Annotated in this window: 17 protein-coding genes; 13 read left to right on the forward strand and 4 right to left on the reverse strand. The window is 50.8% G+C overall.

Features of this window, described 5'->3' with window-relative positions; genetic code table 11:
* Positions 1 to 174 precede the first annotated feature (174 nt).
* The 10 genes from PGX44_RS08035 (at position 175) to PGX44_RS08080 (ending at position 13770) form a co-directional block, all read left to right on the forward strand.
* Positions 175 to 2802, forward strand: coding sequence for a DEAD/DEAH box helicase (locus PGX44_RS08035; protein ID WP_498854961.1), 2628 nt, complete (start codon positions 175 to 177; stop codon positions 2800 to 2802).
* A complete protein-coding gene (locus tag PGX44_RS08040; protein WP_498854962.1) occupies positions 2795 to 3451 on the forward strand; it encodes an endonuclease domain-containing protein in 657 nt (218 codons plus the stop codon). The genes PGX44_RS08035 and PGX44_RS08040 overlap by 8 nt, the downstream gene beginning before the upstream one ends.
* 146 nt (positions 3452 to 3597) lie before the next feature.
* On the forward strand, positions 3598 to 6432 hold the full coding sequence (locus PGX44_RS08045) for a beta strand repeat-containing protein (protein ID WP_498854963.1): 2835 nt from the start codon (positions 3598 to 3600) through the stop codon (positions 6430 to 6432).
* A 133-nt stretch (positions 6433 to 6565) separates the two neighbouring features.
* Positions 6566 to 6877, forward strand: a complete 312-nt coding sequence (locus tag PGX44_RS08050; protein WP_498854964.1) for a GIY-YIG nuclease family protein — start codon at positions 6566 to 6568, stop codon at positions 6875 to 6877.
* Between the two features lie 165 nt (positions 6878 to 7042).
* Positions 7043 to 7477: a DUF4357 domain-containing protein gene (locus PGX44_RS08055; RefSeq protein ID WP_498854965.1), complete on the forward strand. Its 435-nt coding sequence runs from the start codon at positions 7043 to 7045 to the stop codon at positions 7475 to 7477.
* A gap of 330 nt (positions 7478 to 7807) precedes the next feature.
* Positions 7808 to 8272, forward strand: coding sequence for a metallophosphoesterase family protein (locus PGX44_RS08060; RefSeq protein WP_498854966.1), 465 nt, complete (start codon positions 7808 to 7810; stop codon positions 8270 to 8272).
* Between the two features lie 228 nt (positions 8273 to 8500).
* Positions 8501 to 8968: a MarR family winged helix-turn-helix transcriptional regulator gene (locus tag PGX44_RS08065; protein WP_498854967.1), complete on the forward strand. Its 468-nt coding sequence runs from the start codon at positions 8501 to 8503 to the stop codon at positions 8966 to 8968.
* Positions 8958 to 10043 (forward strand): efflux RND transporter periplasmic adaptor subunit, encoded by a 1086-nt coding sequence (locus PGX44_RS08070; protein WP_498854968.1) that lies wholly within the window; start codon positions 8958 to 8960, stop codon positions 10041 to 10043. The genes PGX44_RS08065 and PGX44_RS08070 overlap by 11 nt, the downstream gene beginning before the upstream one ends.
* On the forward strand, positions 10040 to 13099 hold the full coding sequence (locus PGX44_RS08075) for an efflux RND transporter permease subunit (RefSeq protein WP_498854969.1): 3060 nt from the start codon (positions 10040 to 10042) through the stop codon (positions 13097 to 13099). Before PGX44_RS08070 ends, PGX44_RS08075 begins: the two co-directional genes overlap by 4 nt.
* Before the next feature lie 170 nt (positions 13100 to 13269).
* Positions 13270 to 13770 carry a GNAT family N-acetyltransferase gene (locus tag PGX44_RS08080; RefSeq protein ID WP_498854970.1) on the forward strand — a complete coding sequence of 167 codons (501 nt, stop codon included), beginning with the start codon at positions 13270 to 13272 and terminating at the stop codon, positions 13768 to 13770.
* Between the two features lie 40 nt (positions 13771 to 13810).
* Here PGX44_RS08080 and PGX44_RS08085 read toward each other — a convergent pair whose 3' ends face one another.
* Positions 13811 to 14047, reverse strand: coding sequence for a hypothetical protein (locus tag PGX44_RS08085; RefSeq protein ID WP_498854971.1), 237 nt, complete (start codon positions 14045 to 14047; stop codon positions 13811 to 13813).
* Between the two features lie 84 nt (positions 14048 to 14131).
* On the opposite strand from PGX44_RS08085, the gene PGX44_RS08090 reads away from it, so the two are divergent.
* The 3 genes from PGX44_RS08090 to PGX44_RS08100 all read left to right on the forward strand — a co-directional run bounded on the left by PGX44_RS08090 (position 14132) and on the right by PGX44_RS08100 (position 20776).
* A complete protein-coding gene (locus tag PGX44_RS08090; protein ID WP_498854972.1) occupies positions 14132 to 14773 on the forward strand; it encodes a flavodoxin family protein in 642 nt (213 codons plus the stop codon).
* Positions 14774 to 15151: 378 nt separating this feature from the next.
* A complete protein-coding gene (locus tag PGX44_RS08095; protein WP_498854973.1) occupies positions 15152 to 18307 on the forward strand; it encodes a hypothetical protein in 3156 nt (1051 codons plus the stop codon).
* 657 nt (positions 18308 to 18964) lie between these two features.
* Positions 18965 to 20776: a YadA-like family protein gene (locus PGX44_RS08100; RefSeq protein ID WP_498854974.1), complete on the forward strand. Its 1812-nt coding sequence runs from the start codon at positions 18965 to 18967 to the stop codon at positions 20774 to 20776.
* A gap of 1267 nt (positions 20777 to 22043) precedes the next feature.
* Here the strand turns inward: PGX44_RS08100 and PGX44_RS08105 are convergent.
* The 3 genes from PGX44_RS08105 to PGX44_RS08115 all read right to left on the reverse strand — a co-directional run bounded on the left by PGX44_RS08105 (position 22044) and on the right by PGX44_RS08115 (position 23561).
* Positions 22044 to 22481 carry a hypothetical protein gene (locus PGX44_RS08105; RefSeq protein WP_498854975.1) on the reverse strand — a complete coding sequence of 146 codons (438 nt, stop codon included), beginning with the start codon at positions 22479 to 22481 and terminating at the stop codon, positions 22044 to 22046.
* Between the two features lie 148 nt (positions 22482 to 22629).
* Positions 22630 to 23250, reverse strand: a complete 621-nt coding sequence (locus PGX44_RS08110) for a glycoside hydrolase family 25 protein (protein ID WP_498854976.1) — start codon at positions 23248 to 23250, stop codon at positions 22630 to 22632.
* Positions 23247 to 23561: a hypothetical protein gene (locus PGX44_RS08115; RefSeq protein ID WP_498854977.1), complete on the reverse strand. Its 315-nt coding sequence runs from the start codon at positions 23559 to 23561 to the stop codon at positions 23247 to 23249. The genes PGX44_RS08110 and PGX44_RS08115 overlap by 4 nt, the downstream gene beginning before the upstream one ends.
* Positions 23562 to 23575 lie beyond the last annotated feature (14 nt).

Consider the following 23575-nt stretch of genomic DNA (forward strand, 5'->3'; position numbering starts at 1 on the left):
GCTGATTCTCGTAAAATATGATGATCTCCTTTATGTTCCTGTTTACACGATAGCACAAACGCTATCAAAAGCAAGGAATACAAAGCCACATCTATTCATTGACAAAATATAATGAATCCTTCTAGAATTAGAATAAGATGTAAATCTTTTACGTGATACAGGAGGGCTGCAGTTGTGAACGACTGGGAAAAAAGGATACTCAACATCATAGAAGAACATCCCGGCCTCACAGCGAAGGAGATTGGGAAATACACAGGCGATGATCCCAAAGAAGTGCGGGCTGCATTGTACGGGCCGCTGCGAAAGTATTGCTACCGTCGTGCCTACTACTGGTATCCGCAGGAACAGGCACCCGTTGAAGACGGTAAGGCAGGTACGCCGGATGCACGCTTATCGTCGCTCTGTCACTACTATCTCGATTGTATGGCCATCCAGGAAAGTGATGGCGTCAAGAGCCCCTTGCATGCAGACACGGACTTGCCCTACGCAGAGCTGCAGGAACTGGAAATCGATAGTACAGATGCCAATGTAGCCCGGCTTATTCGCAAGGTATCATCAGGCAGACATCTCACGGCTTACGTTGGCTATCCGGTGCTTGTAGAGAAGGTCCTCAACAGGCAGCGTAAAGAATGGGAATGGCAAATAGCACCTGTTTTTCTCTTTCCTGTCGAGATTCACGGTGGCGCTGTCTATAGAAGTACTGTTCCTTCTATTAACCGGGAAGTTGTACGGCAGTATTCATCTCATGGCAGTGAAAGTCTCGATCAAAACCTGATCCGCCTGGAAACGGAATTGGGACTGAACAATCGTGATTTCGTGGTGGATATAGAAGAAATGACGTGTCTCTTAAGGGAGATACGCGATTGGAACTGGCGGGAACCATTGGATTCGCAGGTACTGCATACAGAACCGCCTCTTGCGTCGCTAACGGAGGAAGGCATTTACAACAAGGCCGTCTTTATCGTTTCAGAATTGGCGCCCTATACACAGGGCCTGGCACAGGAATTAGAGGCCTTATCTAAATTGCCGGCAGAGGCGTATAAAGGAACAGCCTTGTATGACTGGATATACGAGCAGACCCATGCTGATGAAACGGATAATGCTGACGTTACGCCGCTCCTGGAAGTCCTGCCCATGAATTCTGAGCAGGAAGCGGCTATCCGCTGTGCCCTGGAGCATAAACTCACCGTCGTCACCGGCCCGCCGGGAACCGGTAAATCCCAGGTCGTAACGAATCTCCTGATCAACGCTGCCTGGCGCGGTAAAAAGGTGCTCTTTACGAGCCGTAATAATAAGGCCGTCGACGTCGTAGAAGAACGGGTCAACGCCTTAGGTGCCAGTCCTATCATGGTACGCATTGGACCCAATCAGTACGCCCGTCATTTGGCAGAACAGGTGAGCAGGCTTCTGACCTATAACGCCGATGAAAAGGATGTAGAAGAGTACGAATTCTATACGAAGCACTACGACGAAGAGCTGGCCCGATATGAAGACCTGAGGCGGCAAAAGCAGGCTGTCATGGACCTGCGTAACGAAGCAGACCATTTGGAACGACAGGTCTGCGACTTGCGTCCTGACTGGGGGACTTTGTTTTCTACGCTTTCAACGGCTGCAGTCAGCCAATGTGCTGCTACGTTAGAAGCGTACCAGCACGCCTATGATCAATGGTATAAGGGACAACATACATTTCCGTCTAAGCTTTTTTGGTTTCTTTGGGGCAAAGGGAAGACCGAGGCGCTTCAAGCGGCTCTAGACCAGGTCAGAGCGTGTTTCACAGCGTATGGGCAGCCAGGTGTGCCACTTCAGGGCGCTGTACCCAATGAACAGGAACACGAGCAGCTTTGTACGGCAGCAAAAATGCTCGTCGGCCATATGGAAAAGATTGCCGCTTATAACGAAGCCAGGAAAGCCCTGACAGAGGCACCACCGCTGGAACAACTAGACCGAAGCCTGGTAAGGATGAAGGCAAACTTAGCCGAAATTGGCAAAAGACGGTGGCAAGCGTGGCTCCTGGCCAGGCCCGTACAGATTACAGCGCAGCAACGGCAGGATATGCACGCCTACATTGCTGCCGTGCAGCTGGCAAAAAATGTCGATTGCTCTGATTTTCCTAATTTCCAACGTAAATACCGCCAATTACAGCGGAAGATGACTGATTTTTTGCCTTGCTGGGCCGTGACAGCTCTGTCTGCCAGACACCGTATTCCCTTTGAACCGGGTCTCTTGGACCTGGTCGTCATTGATGAAGCGAGCCAGTGTGACATTGCATCTATGCTGCCTATGCTGTACCGGGCGAAGCGTGCTGTCATCATTGGCGATCCGAAGCAGCTGCCTCATATTAGCAATGTGTCCAACCGGCAGGATTTGTATTTGGAGCAGAAATACGCTGTGTCACTGAACTGGGCCTTTTCTGCCGTGTCCCTTTACGACTTGGCGAGCAGCCTCTCTCAGACAGGGCGAATATTGACCTTGCGGGATCATCACCGCAGCTATGCCGACATTATTGGCTATTCAAACGCTGAATTCTACGCTGGCAAGCTGCGCGTAGCTACGCAGAGCCAGCTGTTGCACTGTCCGGAAGGATTGGCACCAGGCATCCACTGGCTAGCGTGTGCAGGCAAGACAGAACGGCCACCTCAGGGCAGTGTGTATAACACAGTAGAAGCAACGGCTGTCGTTGAAGCCCTGCGACAGTATGTCATCGACACAGGCTTTACGGGTTCTGTCGGCGTCGTTACGCCCTTTAGAGCTCAGGCCAAGCTGATTAAACAGGCTTATCGGCCAGGATCCTTTTTTGTATAGCTCTCTGGACAAGAATCATTTGCTCATCGATACGGTCCACAGATTTCAAGGCGACGAACGGGACGTCATCTTTTTCTCACCCGTTATTTCTAACGGCACAAAGGAGGGAGCCCTGCGTTTCCTCGAAAGCAGTGGTAACCTCTTCAACGTTGCTGTGACCCGCGCCAGAGCTGCCCTGATTGTCGTCGGTGATGAAGCTTATTGTGCCGAACAAGGTGCATCTTATTTGCAACATTTCGTAGCGTACGTCCGCCAGCTGAACCAGAACTGGTCCGGAGAAAATATCCCTGCGCCTATCTATCCTGCCGGCCGGGATTACCCGCCTGTATCTAACGAAGATCAGGTTTCCCTTTGGGAACGCGCGTTTTATACGGCGCTTTACGATGCCGGTATCTGCACGATTCCCCAGTATCCCGTAGAGAAGTACAAACTTGATTTGGCTCTTATAGACGGTACACGGCATTTAGACATTGAAGTCGACGGCGAAATGTATCACCGGGACTGGAACGGTGAACTCATGTACCGCGACCAGCTTCGTAACCAGCGCCTCTTTGAACTCGGCTGGGACGTTAAACGCTTTTGGGTCTACCAAATCCGCGACGACAGAGACGGATGCGTAGAAGAAATCAAGAAATGGCTGGGAAAATAAGGCACTTTTGTATACGTTCGTATACTTGTAAGGCTCCCCGTTGACACGTATGATATCTATATCAAATTAGGCGATTGATATAGATATACATGAGAAAGAGGGGAAACGGGATGCAAAAGCGGGATAAATTTATATCGTATGCTATATTGGCGGCCATACTCAGTACGGGTATGGGCGCCCTGCCTGTTTACGGGGCAAGTGATGTAATCGGGCAGACCCAGTCCGTTGCCGGGCACAGTCCGGAGTCGGTCTTTGGCGGTCATGCTACGGATACAGGTGCCAGTGCGTTGCGCAATACGCTGATCCTTGAGGCAACTGCAGAAGAGCTGAGCATTGCCTACGGTGGTTTTTCCTTAACCGGAGCCGCAGAGAAGAATACTCTGGAAATTTCCTCCGGCAGTTTGGCCGCAACCGATGTCTATGGCGGCTATGTCAGCAAAGGCACGGGAACGGTCAAAGAAAACAACGTGAGCATGAACGGCGGCCTGGTCAAAGGCGCCTTGTACGGCGCGTATACGGCTGCCGGAATGGCGCAGGAAAACCAGGTGTCGGTCAGTGACGGCACAGTAAAGGAAAATGTGTACGGCGGCTATAGTTACCGTGGCTCTGCCCAGGGCAATGACGTACGCCTTAGCGGCAGCACTGTCGTAGGTGACGAGGAGGATTTTGATAACGGCAACGTATACGGCGGTGTCAGTAACAGCGGGGCGGCTCTGGCCAATACCGTGACCTTAGAGGACAACGTACAGGTGTATAATTCTGTCACCGGAGGGCAGGTCGATGGAGAAGATAGCACCGGTGCCGTTACGGGCAATACCGTCACCATGACCGGCGGAACCGTTGCCGCAGACCTCCAGGGCGGCCTGACGTATGGTACTGGCCTGGTTTCCGATAATACGGCAGACCTTATGGGTGGTACCGTTGCAGGCAGTGTCTACGGTGGCTTTGCTATGGCTGGTCCGGCAACGGGCAACGTCGTGAAGCTGCAAGGATCGGCAACGGTCGGCATCAATGTATGTGGGGCCTTTATCACTGACGGCGACGGCGTGGCCCAGGCCAACCAGGTACACCTCAGTGGCGGCGTGGTGCAGTACAATGCCTACGGCGCCTATAGCATGCAGGGAGATGTCACAGGCAATATCCTGACACTGAGTGGCCAAGCCGTGCTCGGGAGCGGCAACGATGCTGGCGGGTTTACGGATCCCGATGCCGGAGGCTATGCCGGCTATACCATGGGTGGTGCCGCTACGAATAACGTGCTGGAAATCCGGGAGAACGCACAGCTTTTGGGCCAGGCCGCAGGCGGGTTTGCCGGGAGCACTTCGGCAGGAGACGTTACGGGAAATCAGGTAATCATGACCGGCGCTACCGTAGGCAAAGCCGGCGCTGGCAATGTCCTGGCAGGGGGCTGGTCCCAAGGCTCAGGGCAGGTCACTGGCAATCAGGTAGTGCTGCAGGGCGATACCGTGCAGGCAGATCTGTACGGCGGCCGGGCAGCCAGTGGCACTGCCTCTGACAACAGCGTTCGCATAAGTGGCGGCACCATCTACGGCGATATCTATGGTGGCTATGCACAAGCCGGCGATGCTACGGATAACGTCGTCACCATTACAGGTGGCACCTTGGGTAGTACCAGCGGCCTCTACGGCGGCACAGCAGGAGAAGGCAAGAAAAGTACCGGCAATACACTCCATTTCTATCTAAAAGACGTTCGTATTGGCGAGCTGGCCGATTTCCAGAACCTTAATTTCTACGTACCCACTGGCACAACAGCCGGCGAAACCATGCTGACTATAGCCGGCGATGAAGCGACAAATCTGAATGGCACAACCATCCAGGCAGCCGTAGAAGACGCGACACAGCTTCATCCCGGTGAAATCATGACGCTCATCACCAATGCCCATGGCGTCACGACGACGGATGCCACTCTGTCTATGATGGCCGGTAAGAGCACCGTCACCGACGCTGGCTTCGTTACCCGCGCTGTAGGCATCAAGACTACAGATGATCAGAAATCCGTCGTCCTCTACATTCCTGAAAACGGGCAGGCAAGCCTTTCGCCGGACACGAAACTCTTGGCCGAAGCCCGCGCAGCCAGTCTGGAAACACTGTGGCAGGCATCCAACATGGTCACGACGACGGGCTATGCCGATGCTATCGCAGCAGCCAGCCAAGTATCCAGCGGTTTCACACCGTACGTCTCCCTAGGCGGTTTCAACCTGCGTCACGAATCAGGTTCCTACATCGATACGAATGGCCTCAATGCCAACGTAGGCTTCGTCCGCCGCTATACGAAAGATTCCCATGTAGATACACTCATGCCGTTCTTTGAATATGGCAGAAATAACTACACCAGTCACCTTGACAATGGTGCCCGGGCTGATGGCAATCAGCACTACACAGGTGGCGGTATCCTCTGGCGCCGTGACCGGGCCGATGGCCTGCACTACGAAGCCATGATCCGCGCCGGTCGTTTAAGTGGTGACTTCAAAGGCCGCATCAAAGGCTACGAAGCTACCTACGACAGCAGCTCGCCATACGTAGCCGCAGAACTGGGCTTGGGCAAGGTCATCACGCAGGACGCTCATTCCTTCGACTACTACGGGAAATTCTTCTGGACCCACGTGGGCAGTGACAGCACACAAGTGCACTCCAGCCTGGGAAGCAGCCAATACGACTTCGATTCTATCAACTCGTACCGTACCCGCGTAGGCGTCCGTTGGACGAAACAGCAAAGCGACCACAATTCCTACTACGCCGGCCTGGGCTGGGACTACGAATTTGACGGCGACGCCAAAGCCTCCTACCGCTATTTCAACACGCCCAACCCGAGCACGAAAGGCTCCAGTGGTTTCTTAGAAATCGGCTGGCAGAGCAAAATCACCAAAGACAACCCCTGGGACGCCGATGTGAATATTACCGGCTGGGCCGGGAAACAACGTGGCGTCACCTATGGATTATCACTGACCAGAGCCTTTTAATAGAGAAAAATAGAAGAGTAAAATAATAACGAAGCCTCCGGCTTCAGGACATGCATTGAGTGTCCTGGGGCTGGGGGCTTTTTGCGTTAAATCGAAATACTATATCTAGGTCAACGGGCTATTTTCTGATACAATGGATACATACATTAAAAAACGAAAGGCATGTGACGGAGAATGCCCCCATGGAAAATCAATCGAACTGTTCCTGGTCAATGGAACAGCAGACAGCATTATTACAGCGGAATTATCAAACTGGAACGGCAAGGCCATCAAGATTCCGCGTATTGAAGTAGCCGCTTGCAAACGTGACGACGTAACCGAAGTGGGTGTATACTTCCTTTTTGGTAAGGATGATGACAACGCAGACATCGTCTACATCGGCGAATCAGAGAACGTTAAGGAACGGTTAGTTCAACATATCCGGGATTACCCGGACAAAGAATAATTCTATTGGAACACAGCGGTTATTTTCATCGGTCATGACCTCAATAAGGCACTAATACGTTACCTCGAAAATCGCTTTGTAGAAATAGCCAGAAAGACCAGACGCTATACGGTCGTCACGAAGAATACGTACCGCAACACGGTCATAAAAGAATCGCAAGTGGCCATGATGGAAGAATTCATCGAAAACGTGCAGATTCTGCTTAACACACTCGGGTATAAGGTACTGGAACCCTTAGTAGAAGAAGCCCGTACGGCTGATTCCGTGGCGCCTCAACTGGAAACTGGCATGTTGTCCATCACCTCGGGAAACGTCAATGCCACCGGGAAAGTCACGGCAGAAGGGTTTGTCGTATTAGAAGGGGCCACCATCAATGAAAAAACCGCAGAAAAATCGCTGAGCACAGGCGCTATTAAACAACGTGCCGACCTCCTGAAATTGGGGAAAGTAAAGAACTGGGTAACAACAGAAAATATTCTTTTTTCGAGCTCTTCCGCTGCTGCCGCGTTCGTCTTAGGGTATAATGTCAGTGGCCCGCGTACCTGGAAAGCAGCTGACGGACGGTGCTTGAAGGAAATAGAAGAAGCGGAAACGAAGTAAAACCGAAAAAATATAAAAATAGAAAAATAAACCAAGGTATGTTTGGCATACACCACAGCCACAGGCAGATCTGTCGCCCTCGACAGGCGCATGGTCTGCTGTGTCACGGCTGCGGGCATTGGCGGCGTATACCAGAGGTGTGGGGATCTACGGTACGGGGCTTTACGTTTCGCCTCTTTCGATTAGGATCCACGGTACATGTCTTTACGGTTCGCCTCTATCCCTGTTTGCCAAAGCAAACAGTACTTTCTCCCCGGAGAAAGCAAGGGGTGTTTTGTTTTTCCGCGCAGCCTGATGCGGGCCATATTTTACAATATTCGAGGTGATTTCATGTCAAAAACTATAGCCGTTCTTTCTGATACGCACGGTCTTTTGCGTCCTGAAGTATTGGACCGGATTGCCGGTTGCGATGTCATCATCCATGGTGGCGATATCAATAAGCCTGCCATTCTGGACGAATTGAAACAACTAGCTCCCTTATACGTCGTTCGTGGCAATAACGACAAGGAATGGGCCGAAGGGATGCCGGAGACGCTGACCTTCCAGATTGAAGACGTCCATTTCTTCACGGTCCACAACAAAAAATTCGTCCCCAAAGACTTACCCGGCATCGACATCGTCGTCTTCGGCCATTCCCACAAGTACTTCGAAGAGACCATCGATAGCCGCCTCTGGCTCAACCCCGGCAGCTGCGGCAAACGCCGCTTCGATCAGGAAATCACCTTTGCCATCATGACTATTGACGGCAAGGCTGTACAAGTAGAGAAGGTCGTTATTCCGCATCCGAAGAAATAGAGAAGATAGCAGACAGGTGATTGCAAAAAGCTAGGTACCGTAAATGAACCACTTTCGTCACAGAATTTCCGTTCTGTGACGAAAGTGGTTCATTTCATTCCTCTTGATTTCCCAATTTCCTTCTGCTATACTAGTCTCAAGAAAACTAGTTGATTAACTCAACTAGTATGTCGTTATAGTTGATTAGGTCAACAAAAAGTGTCATACGAGCAGGAGTGTGAACAGTATATGGACCATTTACAGGCAGGTCATTTCTTTGGCATTATCAATCGCCGTTCTCAGGCCTTTATCACCTGGGCTTGTCAGGCGTGGAATCTTTCCTATTCTGAGTATATTACCCTCATGGCGCTCTATCAGAACGATGGCTGCAGTCAGAATGATTTGTGCGCCAGTCTGCAGTCTGATAAGGCTATGACGGCGCGGAATGTGAAGCTCCTCGAAGAGAAGGGCTTTGTCCGGCGCGAGCAGAGTGGAGCAGATAAGCGGTTCAAATATCTGTCCCTGACGGACCAGGCCTTGGCAGTCCAGGGCAAGCTGGAATCCATCTTGAAGAGCTGGACCGATTGCGTGAGCCGTGGTATCGATGAGGCGACGCTGACCAAGGCCTTATCGATCATGCAGCTTGTGGCCGATAATGCCGTTCACTCCGATTTTGCCTTGGTGTGGCCCGAAGGGAGAGATCAGCATGAAAAATAAATCCCTATGTCTCGTCCTGGCTCTGGTTTGCTGCCTCGTCCTGGCCGGGTGTGGCTCTGATGCGTCCCACGAGCAGACGGCAGACCAGCTCGTCAAGACAGTACAAGTAGGCAGTGCTGAAGCCGGGTCTACAGCAGGAACCTATGCCGGCAGTGTCAAGGGCCGCTACGAAAGTAATCTGTCCTTTCAGGCCGGTGGCCGCATTACAGCACGAAACGTGCAGCTCGGCTCTGTCGTCCATGCTGGTGACGTCCTCATGACGGTTAATCCCCAGGATGTGGCCCAGGCTGTAAACCAGACACAGGCCCAGGTTAGTGCCGCCGAAGCCCAGCTCAATTTGGCTAAGTCCAATCTGGCCCGCTATCAGCAGCTCTATGCTCAGGATGCTGTTAGTGCAGCGGCCCTCGATCAGTATACGACGGCGTATAATCAGGCTCAGGCTCAATATGACCAGGCTGTAGCCGCCATGTCAGCCCAAGAAAATCAGCTTTCCTACACACAGCTCACGGCTGATGCCGATGGCGTGATTTCTGCTGTGACCGGGGAAGTAGGGCAGGTCGTGGCAGCCGGTCAGACGGTACTCACGCTGGTCCATAACGGTGACTTAGAAGTGCAAATCAACGTGCCTGAAAACCATGTAGCCGATTTCCCAACCGGCAAAGAGGTTTCAGCTACCTTCTGGGCTCTTAATGACCAGCCTGTACGTGGCGTAGTCCGGGAAGTAGCACCTATGGCCGACACGGCCTCGCGGACGTACAAGGTCTCTATTACCTTACCTGAACCGCCGGCAGGACTGCAACTGGGCATGACCGCGTCCGTGACCAATGCTGCTGCAGCCGCGACAGGGGCGTCGTATGTACTGCCTTTGTCGGCCGTGTATCAGACCGGTGACACGCCTCAGGTTTTTGTCGTTGGCAAGGATAAGACCTTGAAACTCGTACCTGTACAGGTAGAGAAATTTGGCGATAACAGTGTCAGCGTTACAGGCCTCCAGGCTGGTGACGAAGTCGTGACAGCCGGTGTACACATGCTCCACGACGGCCAGCGCGTACGAACGGAGCGTGATGAAACGTGAGAAACCTTTCGGAAGTTGCCCTGAAGCATCGCGTTCTGGTCTGGTATTTCATCATTCTCGTGGCCATTGCCGGCGTCTTTTCGTATATGAAGCTCGGCCGCATGGAAGATCCGACGTACACGGTCCGGACTATGGTCGTCAGCGTCGCCTGGCCCGGTGCGTCGGCGCAGCAGATGCAGGAACAGGTTACAGATAAGATCGAAAAGAAGCTTCAGGACACGCCTAACCTCGATTACATCAAAAGCTATTCCCGTCCGGGCCAGTCCGTCATTTATGTGAACCTGACAGACCAGGCACCGCGCGATTCTATCCGCAGCACGTGGCTCGAAGTGCGCAACCTGACGGAGGATATGAAGAAGGATTTGCCCAGTGGCGTCTACGGTCCCTATTACAATGACCGCTTTGATGACGTCTACGGCTCCGTCTACGCCATTACCGGCGACGGCTATTCCTATGAAGAGTTGCGCCAAAAGGCAGAAAAAATCCGCCGCATCATGCTCGATGTGCCCGACGTGAGCAAGGTCGAGCTCTTAGGTGTGCAGACGGAAAAGATCTACATTGAAGTGGCCAACGCCAAGCTGGCCGAGCTGGGCATTGCGCCGACGGTCATTTCCGATGCCGTCAACGGCCAAAATGCCATGACGCCGTCGGGCATGATCGACACACAATCGGATAACGTCTACCTGCGCCTTTCCGGTGAGTTCAACGACGTGGAAGCCATCCGCAACCTGCCCATTAACGCTGGCGGGCATGTCTTCCGCTTAGGCGACATTGCGACGGTCGAACGGCGCGACGTGGAACCGGCAGACCCGCAGATGTACTACAACGGTCAGCCTGCTGTGGGCATTGCCCTGTCTATGAAGAGCGGCGGCAACAACCTGGCGCTCGGCGAAAACCTGAAAAAACTCCTGGCGAGCGTCAAGCCGGACCTGCCGGCAGGCATGGAAATCCACCAGGTTTCGGACCAGCCACAGGTCGTTAAAGACTCCATTTCCGATTTCGTCAACACCCTGCGGGAAGCCATCATCATCGTCCTTATCGTGAGCTTCCTCAGCCTGGGCCTGCGCACAGGCCTGGTCGTCGCCTTTTGCATCCCCTTGGTTCTCACTGGCGTTTTCTGCGTCATGGAGATTGCCGGCATCGATTTGCACAAGGTTTCCTTAGGCTCCCTGATCATCGCCCTGGGCCTCCTCGTGGACGACGCTATTATTGCCGTAGAAATGATGACGGTCCAGCTGGAAAAAGGCATGAACCGCTTCGACGCGGCGTGCTACGCCTTCAAGGCCACAGCAAAGCCCATGCTCACAGGCACGCTCATCACTTGCTGTGGTTTCATTCCCGTGGCCTTTGCCGACGGCGCTGCTTCGGAATTTTGCCAGGCCCTGTTCCCGGTTATTACGGCAGCCCTGGTTATTTCCTGGATTGTCTCGGTCATGGTAGCGCCGCTCTTTGGCTATTATCTTATTAAGCCCAAGGCCGCAACGGAAACAAAGCCTCTTTATTCGGGGCGTTTCTACGTCTTTTTCCGCCGCGTCCTGCGCTGGTGCCTGACCCACAGGACTATTGTCTTGAGTGGTACAGCTGCCTTATTTGTCCTGTCCCTGGGCCTCATGAAATTTATTCCCCAGGAATTTTTCCCGCCGTCCTTGCGGCCTGAATTGATTGTGGAAATGACCCTCCCTGAAGGCTCGTCTCTTCAGGCAACGCAAAAGGAGGCTGCCCGTTTTTCAAAATATCTCCAAAGCAAGGATAGTCTCCTCAAGGATTATTCGTACTACGTCGGTGAAGGGGCACCGCGCTTTGTCCTCACGATCGAACCGGTCCTGCCGGCCAATAACTACGCCCAGTTCGTCGTCGTGGCCAAGGATACAGCCGCTAGGGAAGAACTGACGCAGGACATCAAGAAGGAAATGGCCGACCAATACCCGAACGTGCGCAGTAACGTCAAAAAAGTCCCCTTAGGCCCGCCGGCGGACTATCCTATTATGTTGCGCGTAAGCGGCTACGATACGGACAAGGTCAAGGCCTACGCCCAAGAAGCCGCCCAGATCATCGCCAAGGATCCGAACACGGAAAACGTATTTCTCAACTGGAACCAAAAGAACAAGGTCATGCGCGTCGACCTGGATCAGAACAAGCTGAAAACCTTAGGCATTTCTGGCCAGACTGTCGCCCAGACCCTTTATACAGAAATCTCCGGCGCTACAGTCGCTCAATATTACGCGCCGGACAAGACGATCGATATCCAGCTGCGCCTGCGCGACGCAGACCGGCAGAATCTGGCTACCATCCAAAGTTTGCCTGTCTATACGGGTCCAACCACAGGCTACGTGCCTCTGGAACAATTAGGGAAGATCCGCTACGACGCTGAAGACGGTCTCATTTGGCGGCGCGACCTGAAGCCGACTATCACCATCAATGCCGGCATCAAAACGGGTACAGCCAACGACGCCACGCAAAAAGCCTATGATTCGTTGGCCGATTTGCGAAAATCCCTGCCTTTTGGCTACAGCATCGATATTGGCGGCTCCCTGGAAGATAGTCAGAAATCCTTGAAGTACCTGTTACAGCCTGTACCGATCATGATTATCCTCATTATGACACTCCTCATGTTCCAGCTTACAAGTCCGTCCCTCATGGTCATGGCTCTCATCATGGCACCACTGGGCCTTATTGGCGTAGCTGCAGGTATGCTCATTTTCCAACAAGCCTTGGGCTTCGTAGCGTACTTAGGCATCCTAGCTTTAGGGGGCATGATCATCCGCAACGCCATCATCCTCATCGACCAGATCCAAAAACACATGGCCGCCGGGGATAACCCGTGGCAAGCCATCATCGACTCGGCTGTCATGCGCTTCCGGCCCATCATGCTCACAGCCGCAGCCGCCATCCTAGGCATGGTCCCACTCATGCGCAACATCTTCTGGGGCCCTATGGCCGTAGCCATAGCCAGTGGTCTTTTCGTAGCGACAGTTTTGACACTGCTCGTATTACCGACACTCTACGCAGCGTGGTTTAGAATCGGCGAAGACGGGAAGATGAGGAAACGGTGGTAAATGCGTCTCAGCTTTTGAAAAGGCAAAACCTTTTGTCAAGTAGAACAAGACATGGAACGGTGAAGTGATATTATTTTGATATATGTTTGATTTAATGTATGGAAAAATATATAACAAGAGAAATCAATTTACAAACTTAGATATATCTGAAAATAGGAGGTATTTCTTCAATGGATTTCGTTGTAAGACCATATCAAGATGGAGATGCACAGTATGCAGCAAATCTTCATAAAAAACTCTATTCCGAAGAATATTCGTGGGGTTCGAGCTTTACGGAATATGCCGCAAAGATTGCCCTTGATTTTGCGCAGAAGCCCAAGAATCAAAGAGAAGAATTGTTTCTGGCAGAAAGCAACGGAACCCCTATTGGTTGCATTATGCTCTGCCAAACAGATGAGCCATCAGTAGGACAGCTTCGATTATTTGCTGTAGAAAAGGAATACCGCAAGTATGGCGTTGGCTCGGCGTTAATTCAGGCCTTAATGGCGAAAGCAACGTCTGTCGGCTATCAAAAACTCATCCTTTGGACAGCTAGTCCTCTGACAGCCGCCATCAGACATTATAAAAAACTCGGCTTCCGAATTACAGAAACAGTGGAAAACCATGACTGGAGTACGAAGGGAGAAACACTGAACGAAATAAAAATGGAAATGGATATAAATCCAGTATGAAAAATGGAGGTGTGTTTTCACACCTCCATTTTCATGTTGATTATTTGGAATCAATAGTATTTTTATCAACATCCATCACCAACTCAGAAAAACTACTATACCGTCGATACCGCTCCGGATGATTTTTCATCGCTTCATACTCATCAAGAGCCTCACGAGTTTCCGCATTGAATCCATCGCAGTTCAAATCCAAATCATCTATCTGAACATCCTTATCATAAGGTAATCTGAAGAAAACGGCAATATTATTCGGATTCGGTTGATTAACGTTAATCACTATTCTAACCCGCCACTTTGACCTTTTGACAGATATGCTATAATAGTACTGTAACTAATTTTACTACAACAGGAGGCAATTACTATGAAAGTCTTAATGCTAAACGGCAGCAGCCATGTAAATGGTACCACCATGCAGGCTCTGAAGGAAATGAGCAAGGTTTTTGAAGCTGCTCAGATTGAAACAGAAATTGTCCAGCTCGGAGCAGCCCCTTTGCGTGACTGTACGCAGTGCTTGTACTGTCAAAGCCACGACGATGGCTGCGTATATAAGGATGACGGCGTCAATGACTTTGTCGAAAAAGCCAAAACAGCCGATGGCTTTGTTTTCGCCTCGCCTACCTACTTTGCCCATCCCAGCGGCCGTATCTATTTCTTCCTGGACCGCGTATTCTTCAGCAGCGGCAAAAACGAAATCTATCCGGCCTTCCAATACAAACCTGCCGCAGCCGTAGCAGTAGCCCGCCGCGCCGGCACGACAGCCACCCTGGATGGCCTTAATAAATACTTCGGCATCGCCCAAATGCCAGTAGCCGGCTCTACCTACTGGAACATGGTTCACGGCATGGTAGCCGCAGACACAAAAGAAGACAAAGAAGGCCTCCAAGTCATGCGCAACCTGGCCCGCAACATGATCTGGATGATGCAATGCTTCGAAGCAGGCAAAAAAGCCGGCGTAGCGTATCCACAACCGGAAACCGAAGCCTTCACCAACTTCGTAAGATAAGAAAAAAATGCACCTCCATCGGTGCTAACGCACCACTTCCTCCAGCGGAGAAAAGACGACGCAATCGCGTCGTCGGAAGAGTAGAAACCGGAACTACATCAACGCTGATTATCCACAGCCGCGTAAACCAAAGCGCCGCAGGCCCGATTAGCAAAATAATCCCCTTCCCAGCCTGCGGCCACCACGCACCCACAATCAAAAGCCCATCCGACATGCGGATGGGCTTTTTCCCGTCACTCCCCATGCCTTTCCTGCCAAAAAACGTCCCTTTTATGCCACTCGCCCTTTTCAGCAAACAAAACGTGATATAATTCAAGTACAAAGAAAAATAACGAAAACTTATACAACACATCACAAGAAGGCAATCCATATACAGGCTTGGGCTCTGTCACGTGGGGCAGTGTCTACGGCGGCTATGCCCCTTATGGCAAAGCCGATGAAAATACGGTGGATGCAGAAAATGCGTATGTCAAAGGCACGGTCTATGGCGGCTACGTTTTTCTTGATGAAGACAATACAAGCATCACTGCACCTTTTACGGCAGACGCCAGCGGCAATACGGTTACGCTGAAAAATACCACCGTGTTTAGCCAAATATATGGTGGTTCTGTAGAGCGTATCGGCGAAGGCTCTGACCTGTTCCCGTATCTGCAGCCCTCTGCTGCCAGTAACAACACAGTGACCATCACCAATGAATCAACTACACCTATTACCTATCACGATATCTATGGCGGCTACACGACTAAGGGCGATGCCAGCGGCAATATCGTCAGCCTGGAAGGGACCCTCAGCGGCAGCGGGGCGGAAGCCCAAACGAATGTGTTTGTGAAATCTAGATATTCTCAGCTTTCTGCATTTGTAACCGGCGGTGAAACGAGGAGTGGCAGTGCCAACGGAAACAAGGTCAGCTTGGAGAACGTCGGCATTAACGATACCGTTGTTGGCGGTTATACAGAAAATGATCTGTATGTATCGGACGATAGGAGGGCCTACACCAGTGCCAATGGAAACAGCATATATTTTGAAAATGTGTATGGCGCAGATGACGACTCGGGAAATTATCATTGGTCCCAGGCCCTCGGTGGTTATTTGCTTGTTTTTGCAGATTTAGACCCGGAAAACGAAGGAGCACGGCTATATGGTGAGAGCAATGATAACACAGTAATTCTGGTTGGCTCACCTGACATGCCCCAGTTGGCACACATCAAAACCGCCAGTGGCAGCTATACAGAATCCAATGCAAATTTCACTGTAAACGATACGAGTTCGGCTGAGCGCTATGCTGTATCCTTGAGCAGCAATGGTAATACGGTTTCCTTAAATCACTACCAGGCAGCAAATGTCATAGCCGGCAACTCCGGCACCAACATATCTGTTTATAAGGAAGACGATTCTGAAAAGAACTCAAGTTCTCTATCCATAATCGCAAGTGACATGGCAAATGACAACCGCGTCTTCTTGACGGACAGCACAATTACCCTCAACGTCATTGGCGGCGGGACCGCTGCCTATATTGATGCAGAAGAGCTCAGTGATATGGAAATGATGCTTACACAGAGCATGAGCGATACGGCCACGGGCAATACAGTCGTTCTGACAGGAAGCAATGTGACAGGAGAAATTGAAAATGGGGAACTACGCTATGGGCACGTGGTTGGCGGCTTGGCCTTCCAAGGTACAGCCGCAGGCAATACGGTGACCTTGCAGAAAAATTCCCAGGCCATTAACGTCTATGGCGGTATTGTTGGCTATGGTGAGGCTGCAGGCAATACGGTCAACCTTTCTGACAGCACGGTAACCAGTGCCTATGGCGGCGCTGCAGGTGTGTTGGGAACAGATGGCACGCTGAGAGACGACTTGAATGAAATAGCATTCCTGAGCGACACCTACGTAGGGGCTGAGACTCAAGCTAAGCTTACCAGCAAGGCCAAAGACAATACGGTCAACATGATCAGCGGCACGGCCGATTTCCTCTGGGGCGGCTACGCAAAAGCTTTTGAAATAACACAAAGCGATTATGTAAACCATGAAGAAGTTTTCACTACTACGGACTACGTCAGCGGCTCCGCCAACGGCAACACGGTAAACTACTACGGCGGCACAGTGAATAACAGCATCATCGGCGGCCAGTCCGACTCAGCCGCAGCCAACGACAACATCGTCAACCTTTATGCGCCCTTAGTAGGGGAAAGCCTGAACCTTTCCGGCGGCATCGGCCAGACCGAAAGCACAGGCAATACGCTCAATGTCTATGCCAAAGGAAATAGTGTCGCCAACCTGGATCACTTCCAAGCGTACAACTTCTACGTCCCGGCAGACACTGTGGCCGGTGACACGTTCCTCACCGTTACGGGCACAGCGGACCTGACAAACGCCACAGTCAAGGCCGGCGTAGAAGAAACGACGAACCTCAGCGAAGGCCAAGTCATCAACCTTATCTATGATGCCAAGGGCCTCACCACCGACGGTGCCACCTACGCCATGATGGACGGCAAAGACACCGTCACCGACGCAGGCTTCCTGCAGCGCAAAGCATCCATTTGGAAACAAGACGACAACACCATCGTCATCGGTATCCTCAAAAATACGACACCGACCCTGAACGCTGACACGAAACTCTTCGCCGAAGACCGGGCCGCAGCCGTAAACCTCATCAGCACCAGCAGCGACTTTGCCGCCACCAGCGCCTACGACGGCGCCCTCACCGCATGGAACGCAGACAAAGCCACCAAAGGCGACTTCACACCCTACCTAGTCGTAGGCGGCCACGACCTCCGCGCCGACACAGGCTCCTACGTCGACACGTACGGCCTCAACGCCAACCTGGGCTTCGTCAAACGAACTGACCGGAAAGGCCACACGGACACGTTCATGCCGTTCCTCGAATACGGTAACGGCAACTACACGAGCCACCTGGATGACGGCGCCCGCGGCGACGGCAACCAACGCTACGTAGGCGCAGGCCTCCTCGCCCGCAGAGACCTGGATAACGGCCTCCACTACGAAGCCCTCATCCACGCCGGCCGCACGAACGGTGATTTCCACGGTCAAATAGATAACCACCTGACCAGCTATGACACGAGCGCCCCGTACGTCAGCGTCATGCTAGGAGCCGGCAAAATCGTAAAGAAAGACACGACCTCCGTAGACTACTACGGCAAACTCTTCTGGACCCACCTAGGCAGCGACACGGTACAACTCCACTCAGACCTAGGCACCTCCCAATACGACCTGGACACCATCAACACCTACAACACAAGACTAGGCTTCCGCTGGACCAAAGACATGAGCCCCACCACATCCTACTATGCGGGACTCGCCTGGAACTACCAATTCGGCGATAACGCCACCGCCCGCTACAGCACCTTTGAAACCCCAGCAGCCGGCGTAAAAGGCCACAGCGCATTATTAGAACTAGGCTGGCAAAGCAAAATAGACAAAAACCATCCCTGGGGCGCCGACCTCCATGTAACAGGCTGGACAGGAGTCCAGCGCGGCGTAACGTATAGTGCAACCGTAAGCAGAACGTTCTAAAAAAAGGCGCCACCTGTGGGGGAGCTGGGACTGAAGAGGGCATTTCTGTGGATTCAACCTCTATCCCGGATTCGCCGTACTTTCTACGGTCTCGGAGAAAGCCTATTTTTTTATTTTTATTTCATAGTAGTACTTATTAATTTTTTAATAGATTTTAATTATATAAAATCAGAGCAATATAAAAGTCAAAATACCTTATTTTAAGGGCATGGTTGATTTTTTCGCATTAATTATAATGATTTTTTACCTGTTAAATGTATATTATTTAAATTAATCTATGCAAATAAGTTATAATTTAGAATAAAAATTAATATACTTTAGTATAGTTGTAATATAAAATAATCCATTTTACAATATAATAAAACTATAAATAAAGTTCTGATGACATGTTATCTTTATGACACAATGGAAATTAATTTGGCTTGCTATACGCAAAATTAAATCATAATTTCTAATATTTTGGTTACGCGCTTTTTTTATACGAGATTATTTACCGGTAGATTTGCCGGATGATTTGGGAGATTTTTATACGCTTGTCCAGCTGCAGGGAAGGCAGTGAGGGCAATGGGTATACGTACTGGTAACTTCGTTTCTTAAGAAACGAACATACCGAGGAGGGACCACTTACAGGTTAGAGAGTAGAAAGGGGTTTGTGTCATGGATAAGATATATAGGGTCGTTTGGAGCAAGGTGAAAAACAGATATATTGCCGTACCAGGGCTTTTCAGGCATACTACGGGCTACAATAAGGTAGTGGCGGCTCTTTGTGTGGCTCTGGTTTGCACGGGCGGTTCGCTGGTCTTGGCTGAGGATACATCGATTGCTGCTCAGGATGCCGTGATTCAGGGCACGTTGATCGTGAATGGGAAAAAAGCCGATGGCAGTGCGCTTAATCCTAATAAACCGGCCGTCACTGTCCATGGGCTGATGGTGAGCAAAGACGTGTTACAGGTGAATCATTTGATGGGTACGTCCGGTAACGGATCCGGAACGATTGACGTAAGCAGTGTCAACACCAATGACGAATTGCGCACTCATGGCTATCTGGTGGTAGGCGCACAGGAAACGTCCGAGGGAGACAGCACGGTTAGTGAACGGTCTGCTTCCATTGGTACCAACAACCAGATTGATGGAACGAATTCCATCGGCGTCGGTCTTTATAATAACGTTTATGGTCATGCAGCTCAGGCTGCAGGCTGGAAGAATCAGGCCTATGCTATGGGCAGTTTCGCCTTTGGGCTGGAAAATAACGTCTACGCGTCCTATTCCTTTGCTGGCGGCGCCTATTCGGAAGCCGGAAATAAAGGGGATGCAGATGTATCTACACCTGAGGGCAGGCATAAACTACAAAATAACGCTAAAGGCTGGAACTCCTTCGCCTATGGCTTCCGGGCACGGGCGATTGGCAATGCGTCTGCCGCCTTAGGGTACAGGAGTGAGGCCTTAGGAGAAAACAGCTTTGCTGCTGCCGGTGGCCTGACCGGTGAAAAGGCAAAAAACGCCGTTGCCTTGGGTTCTAAGGCTAAAGCGGATTTGAAGGATTCCGTCGCCTTGGGCAGTCGTTCCGTAGCATCTGTCGACAAAGGCGTCGTTGGCTATCGTCCCACCAGTACGGTCCAAACGGGTGCAAAACCGGTAAAAGCAGCACCGAGTGCACTGGCTAGTACGTGGCAATCGACAGCCGCCGCTATTGCCGTAGGGGATGCGCCCAATGGCATTACCCGTCAAATCATTGGCGTAGCAGCCGGGACAGCCGATACGGATGCCGTCAATGTAGCCCAGCTGAAACAGGTCGTAGCCATGGCGGCAAAGGGAAATGATACGAGAAGTACCGTAAAAGCCGGTGAAAATGTCACCCTCACTACCCAGGGTAATGAATTTGGTGCGGACGAATACACTATCAACGTAAAGGCCGACGGCAAGGTAGCCTCAGGTGATACAAAGCTGATCAGCGGGGACACAGTGTATCAGGAAACGCGGGTCCAGGCCGACGGCAATTACATCAGGCAAACCAATACAGCAGCTGAAAATATCACCGCCCTAGATAACCAGATAGGCATGAATACGAAAAGTATTACCAATCTCGGTGGCCAGATCAGTAAGCTGGACTCCCGTATCAATCGCGTTGGTGCCGGAGCTGCCGCCCTGGCCGGACTCCATCCGCTAGACTTTGACCCGGATAATAAATGGGATTTCGCTGCAGCCTATGGCAATTACAGTAATGCCAATGCCGTGGCCATCGGCGCATTCTATCGCCCGAACGAAAATATGATGTTCAGTATCGGCGGTTCCTTCAATGGCGGAGAAAACATGATGAACTTCGGCATCAGCTGGAAATTCGGCCAGACGAGCAACGTAATCCGGTCGAGAATCTCCATTACCGAAGATGTCTTAGCCTTGAAACAGCAAGTAGCCGCACTGACGAAAGAACTTGCCGCCTATAAATCCGGCATGAGCATGACAAAATAGAAGCAACGAAAAAGACGCTGCTGGCGCAGGTTTTCCTGACCGGGAAGACACTGCCGCCACGGCGGCGTCACTGGATTCGAAATCGTACCTTGCCAAGGGGGAAAGTGGGCGTACCAGCGCTCGGAAGAAGAAATTGGTCCCCCCTTAACGTACAGCACGGTACCGTTATTCGCCACAACCCCGACTTAGCAATTCCTTCCCACTCGGGCGCAGCGCGTGACAGTAACGATAGAGCGTACCGCGTGTGAAGTAACTGTGCGTTTTGCCTCTAACGGGTTCTGAGACCCCACTTTCCCTGTTGGGAAGGTACGAAGTCTAAGGCTGCACCGCCTCTAGCGAATCCCAAGTTTAGATGAAAAGGCTATTTTTCAAGTAAAACGAGAGATAGCCTTTTTGTAATAATTATTGATAAATAGGCTTAAGGAAATAATAAAACGTAAGGGAATAATCGATAAAGTTTAGTTATTGCAATATAACGAAACTTTTGTTATACTGTACTTGCAAATACGTATTGCAAATTTGTATTTCCAACTTTCTTTCTTCCCTTTTACCTCAGAAGGTACCTTTCATGAAAAGAGAGCCACACCCCCCAAGTGGCTCTCTTTTTCGTGTTGATTTTCTGAATTCTCATTTACAACCTATATATTCTCAATTATGTAAAAAGGAGAGAATTAAAGGCCAAAATAGGCTCAAAAAAAGGAAGTTTCGCGAGTAATTCACCTAAAAGTATTTAAAACGCCTAAAAAGGGCCAAATTGCTCGATTTCTATGAAAATATAGGGTTTTAAACAAAAAATACAGCTGTACAGCGTTTATATGTACATAAAATACGTCTCAAGTCATACGGGATATCCGGGATCACAGGAACCGGACAGAATGACATAGGACGGTGAGGCTGGCAATGGCAGTGAGCCGGCTGCAGAAAAAATTTTAAAATTCTGAATAGGTGAATATCAAAAAAACACTAAAAAATGCATGTATGTGAATTTTCCGGTTTGACCAAAGCCGAGGCCCTGGGAGGGAGGAAAGTTCATAGAATTACTTCCGATAACGTTAAATTATCGTACCTAATAATTTGTACAGATTTTGCACCTGTTTGCAAGATGCTGTCAAGCCGCTCTGCTATGCGGTTAATACGGTACTTTCGTCGTTTAGACATTTTATAAGATTTTGTAAGATTGACGAGAAAATTACCGTTGCATTTATATGTGCAACGGTAATTTTCTATGCGTATGATTTTCTGATGATTCCTAATGATAATTATACAGTCACCATTGTTTGACCGTGTACATCACGCTGCCAGCTTCCACCTGGCGGCCTGTATGCGTATAGGCGGCGGCTTCCCATCGTCCGGCCTGGTAGCCAGCGCCGACGTATGTCTTGCCGTCCGCTGTCAGGACACCGGCTTTGATTTTGTGGTTGTTCCGGAGATTTATTTTGTACACGTCAACCTTCTGTTTTTGCGAATCCGTGGCCACGACGGTCCGGTCCGTCTTTTCGGTCGCGGCCGCCGGCAGGCTCTGATTATTTTCTTTTATTTCCCACGTCGTAATGTCGGCCGCTTTTTCAATCGTCGGCGCCTCGATAACATACGATGCCGCCGGCACGACATTTTCACGGTCGATGCATCGGATTTCGCGTGAAATGTCGTCCGCGGCCCTCGAATCGACCTTTAAATTCTTCTTTACAGCGTCAGAATTCATCATTTCCTCATTTTTTACTCTAATCGGCTCTGTGGCGCGTTTTTCTTCTTTTTGCATATAAATTGTCGTGGCAAAAATTAAAAAGGCCGCAAAAACGCAAAAAATAATGATGATTTTTCGGTGTTCCTGAACAAACGTTTTTAGCTTGTCATCATTCATCGTACATCACGTCCGTGTCGACCGGGTAGACGCCGCCGACGTTCCCTTCGAACGAATTCTGCCAAATTTTTACCGTACGTTCCGGATGTTCGTTTTTCCAGTACGGCTCGCTGTCCGGCTCGCTCAACCAGATTTTAACGTAGTCAGCGAACTGCGACAGATCCAGATGATTGTCGAGCCAGTTGCAATTCCCGTAGATGCCGATGTCGATGCCAGCTTGGTTGCATGCCAGGATGAATTCAAAAACGGCTGCTGTCAGTGTAGCCTTGTCGACCTGGTCCAGCACTTGTCCTGCTTCTGCCTCTACGTCCAGCCAGACGCCGGCGCCGTCCGTGACGCCCGGTGTGACCAGGGACCGGTATAAGCTGATGAATTCGGCAGCTTCGGCTTTTGCGTCGTCCGGATCCGTTGCGCCGAAGAAATGATACACGCCGACAGCCAGGCCAGCGGCAATAGCGTCGTTGATGTGGAAACGGAAATAGTCGTCTTCATAGATAGTCCCGTCATGGCGGCCCTGGCTCATTTTGATGATGCAGAATTCATAGCCGTCATTTACGGCCTGGTCAAAGTCCAGCGATGGCTGGCAATACGAAATATCGAACCCCTGTTTCATTTTCTATCATCCTTTCCCTTTTCAAATTCGTCCGGCACGCCGTCGCCGTCATCGTCAATCAGCGCTTTGCCGAAGAAAGCGACGGCCGCGATGAACGACACCGACGTCAATGTCTGAATGAAAATCGTCATTGCCTGAAGATTCCCACGGCCGGTCTGCATCCAGTCATACACCCAGGCGGCGATGAAAAGCACGATACATACCAGCACATGTATCAAGAACCAGTAAACCATGATTTTCGGCGCACGCGCGATTTTCAAGCGGTTTGTCTTTACGATGATTATTTCTAAGAGTTTTCTCACTCTGTCCATATGTAGCGTCACCT

It is taken from the genome of Caecibacter sp. AF58-12pH5A (assembly GCF_027681725.1).
Taxonomy (GTDB): domain Bacteria; phylum Bacillota; class Negativicutes; order Veillonellales; family Megasphaeraceae; genus Megasphaera; species Megasphaera hominis.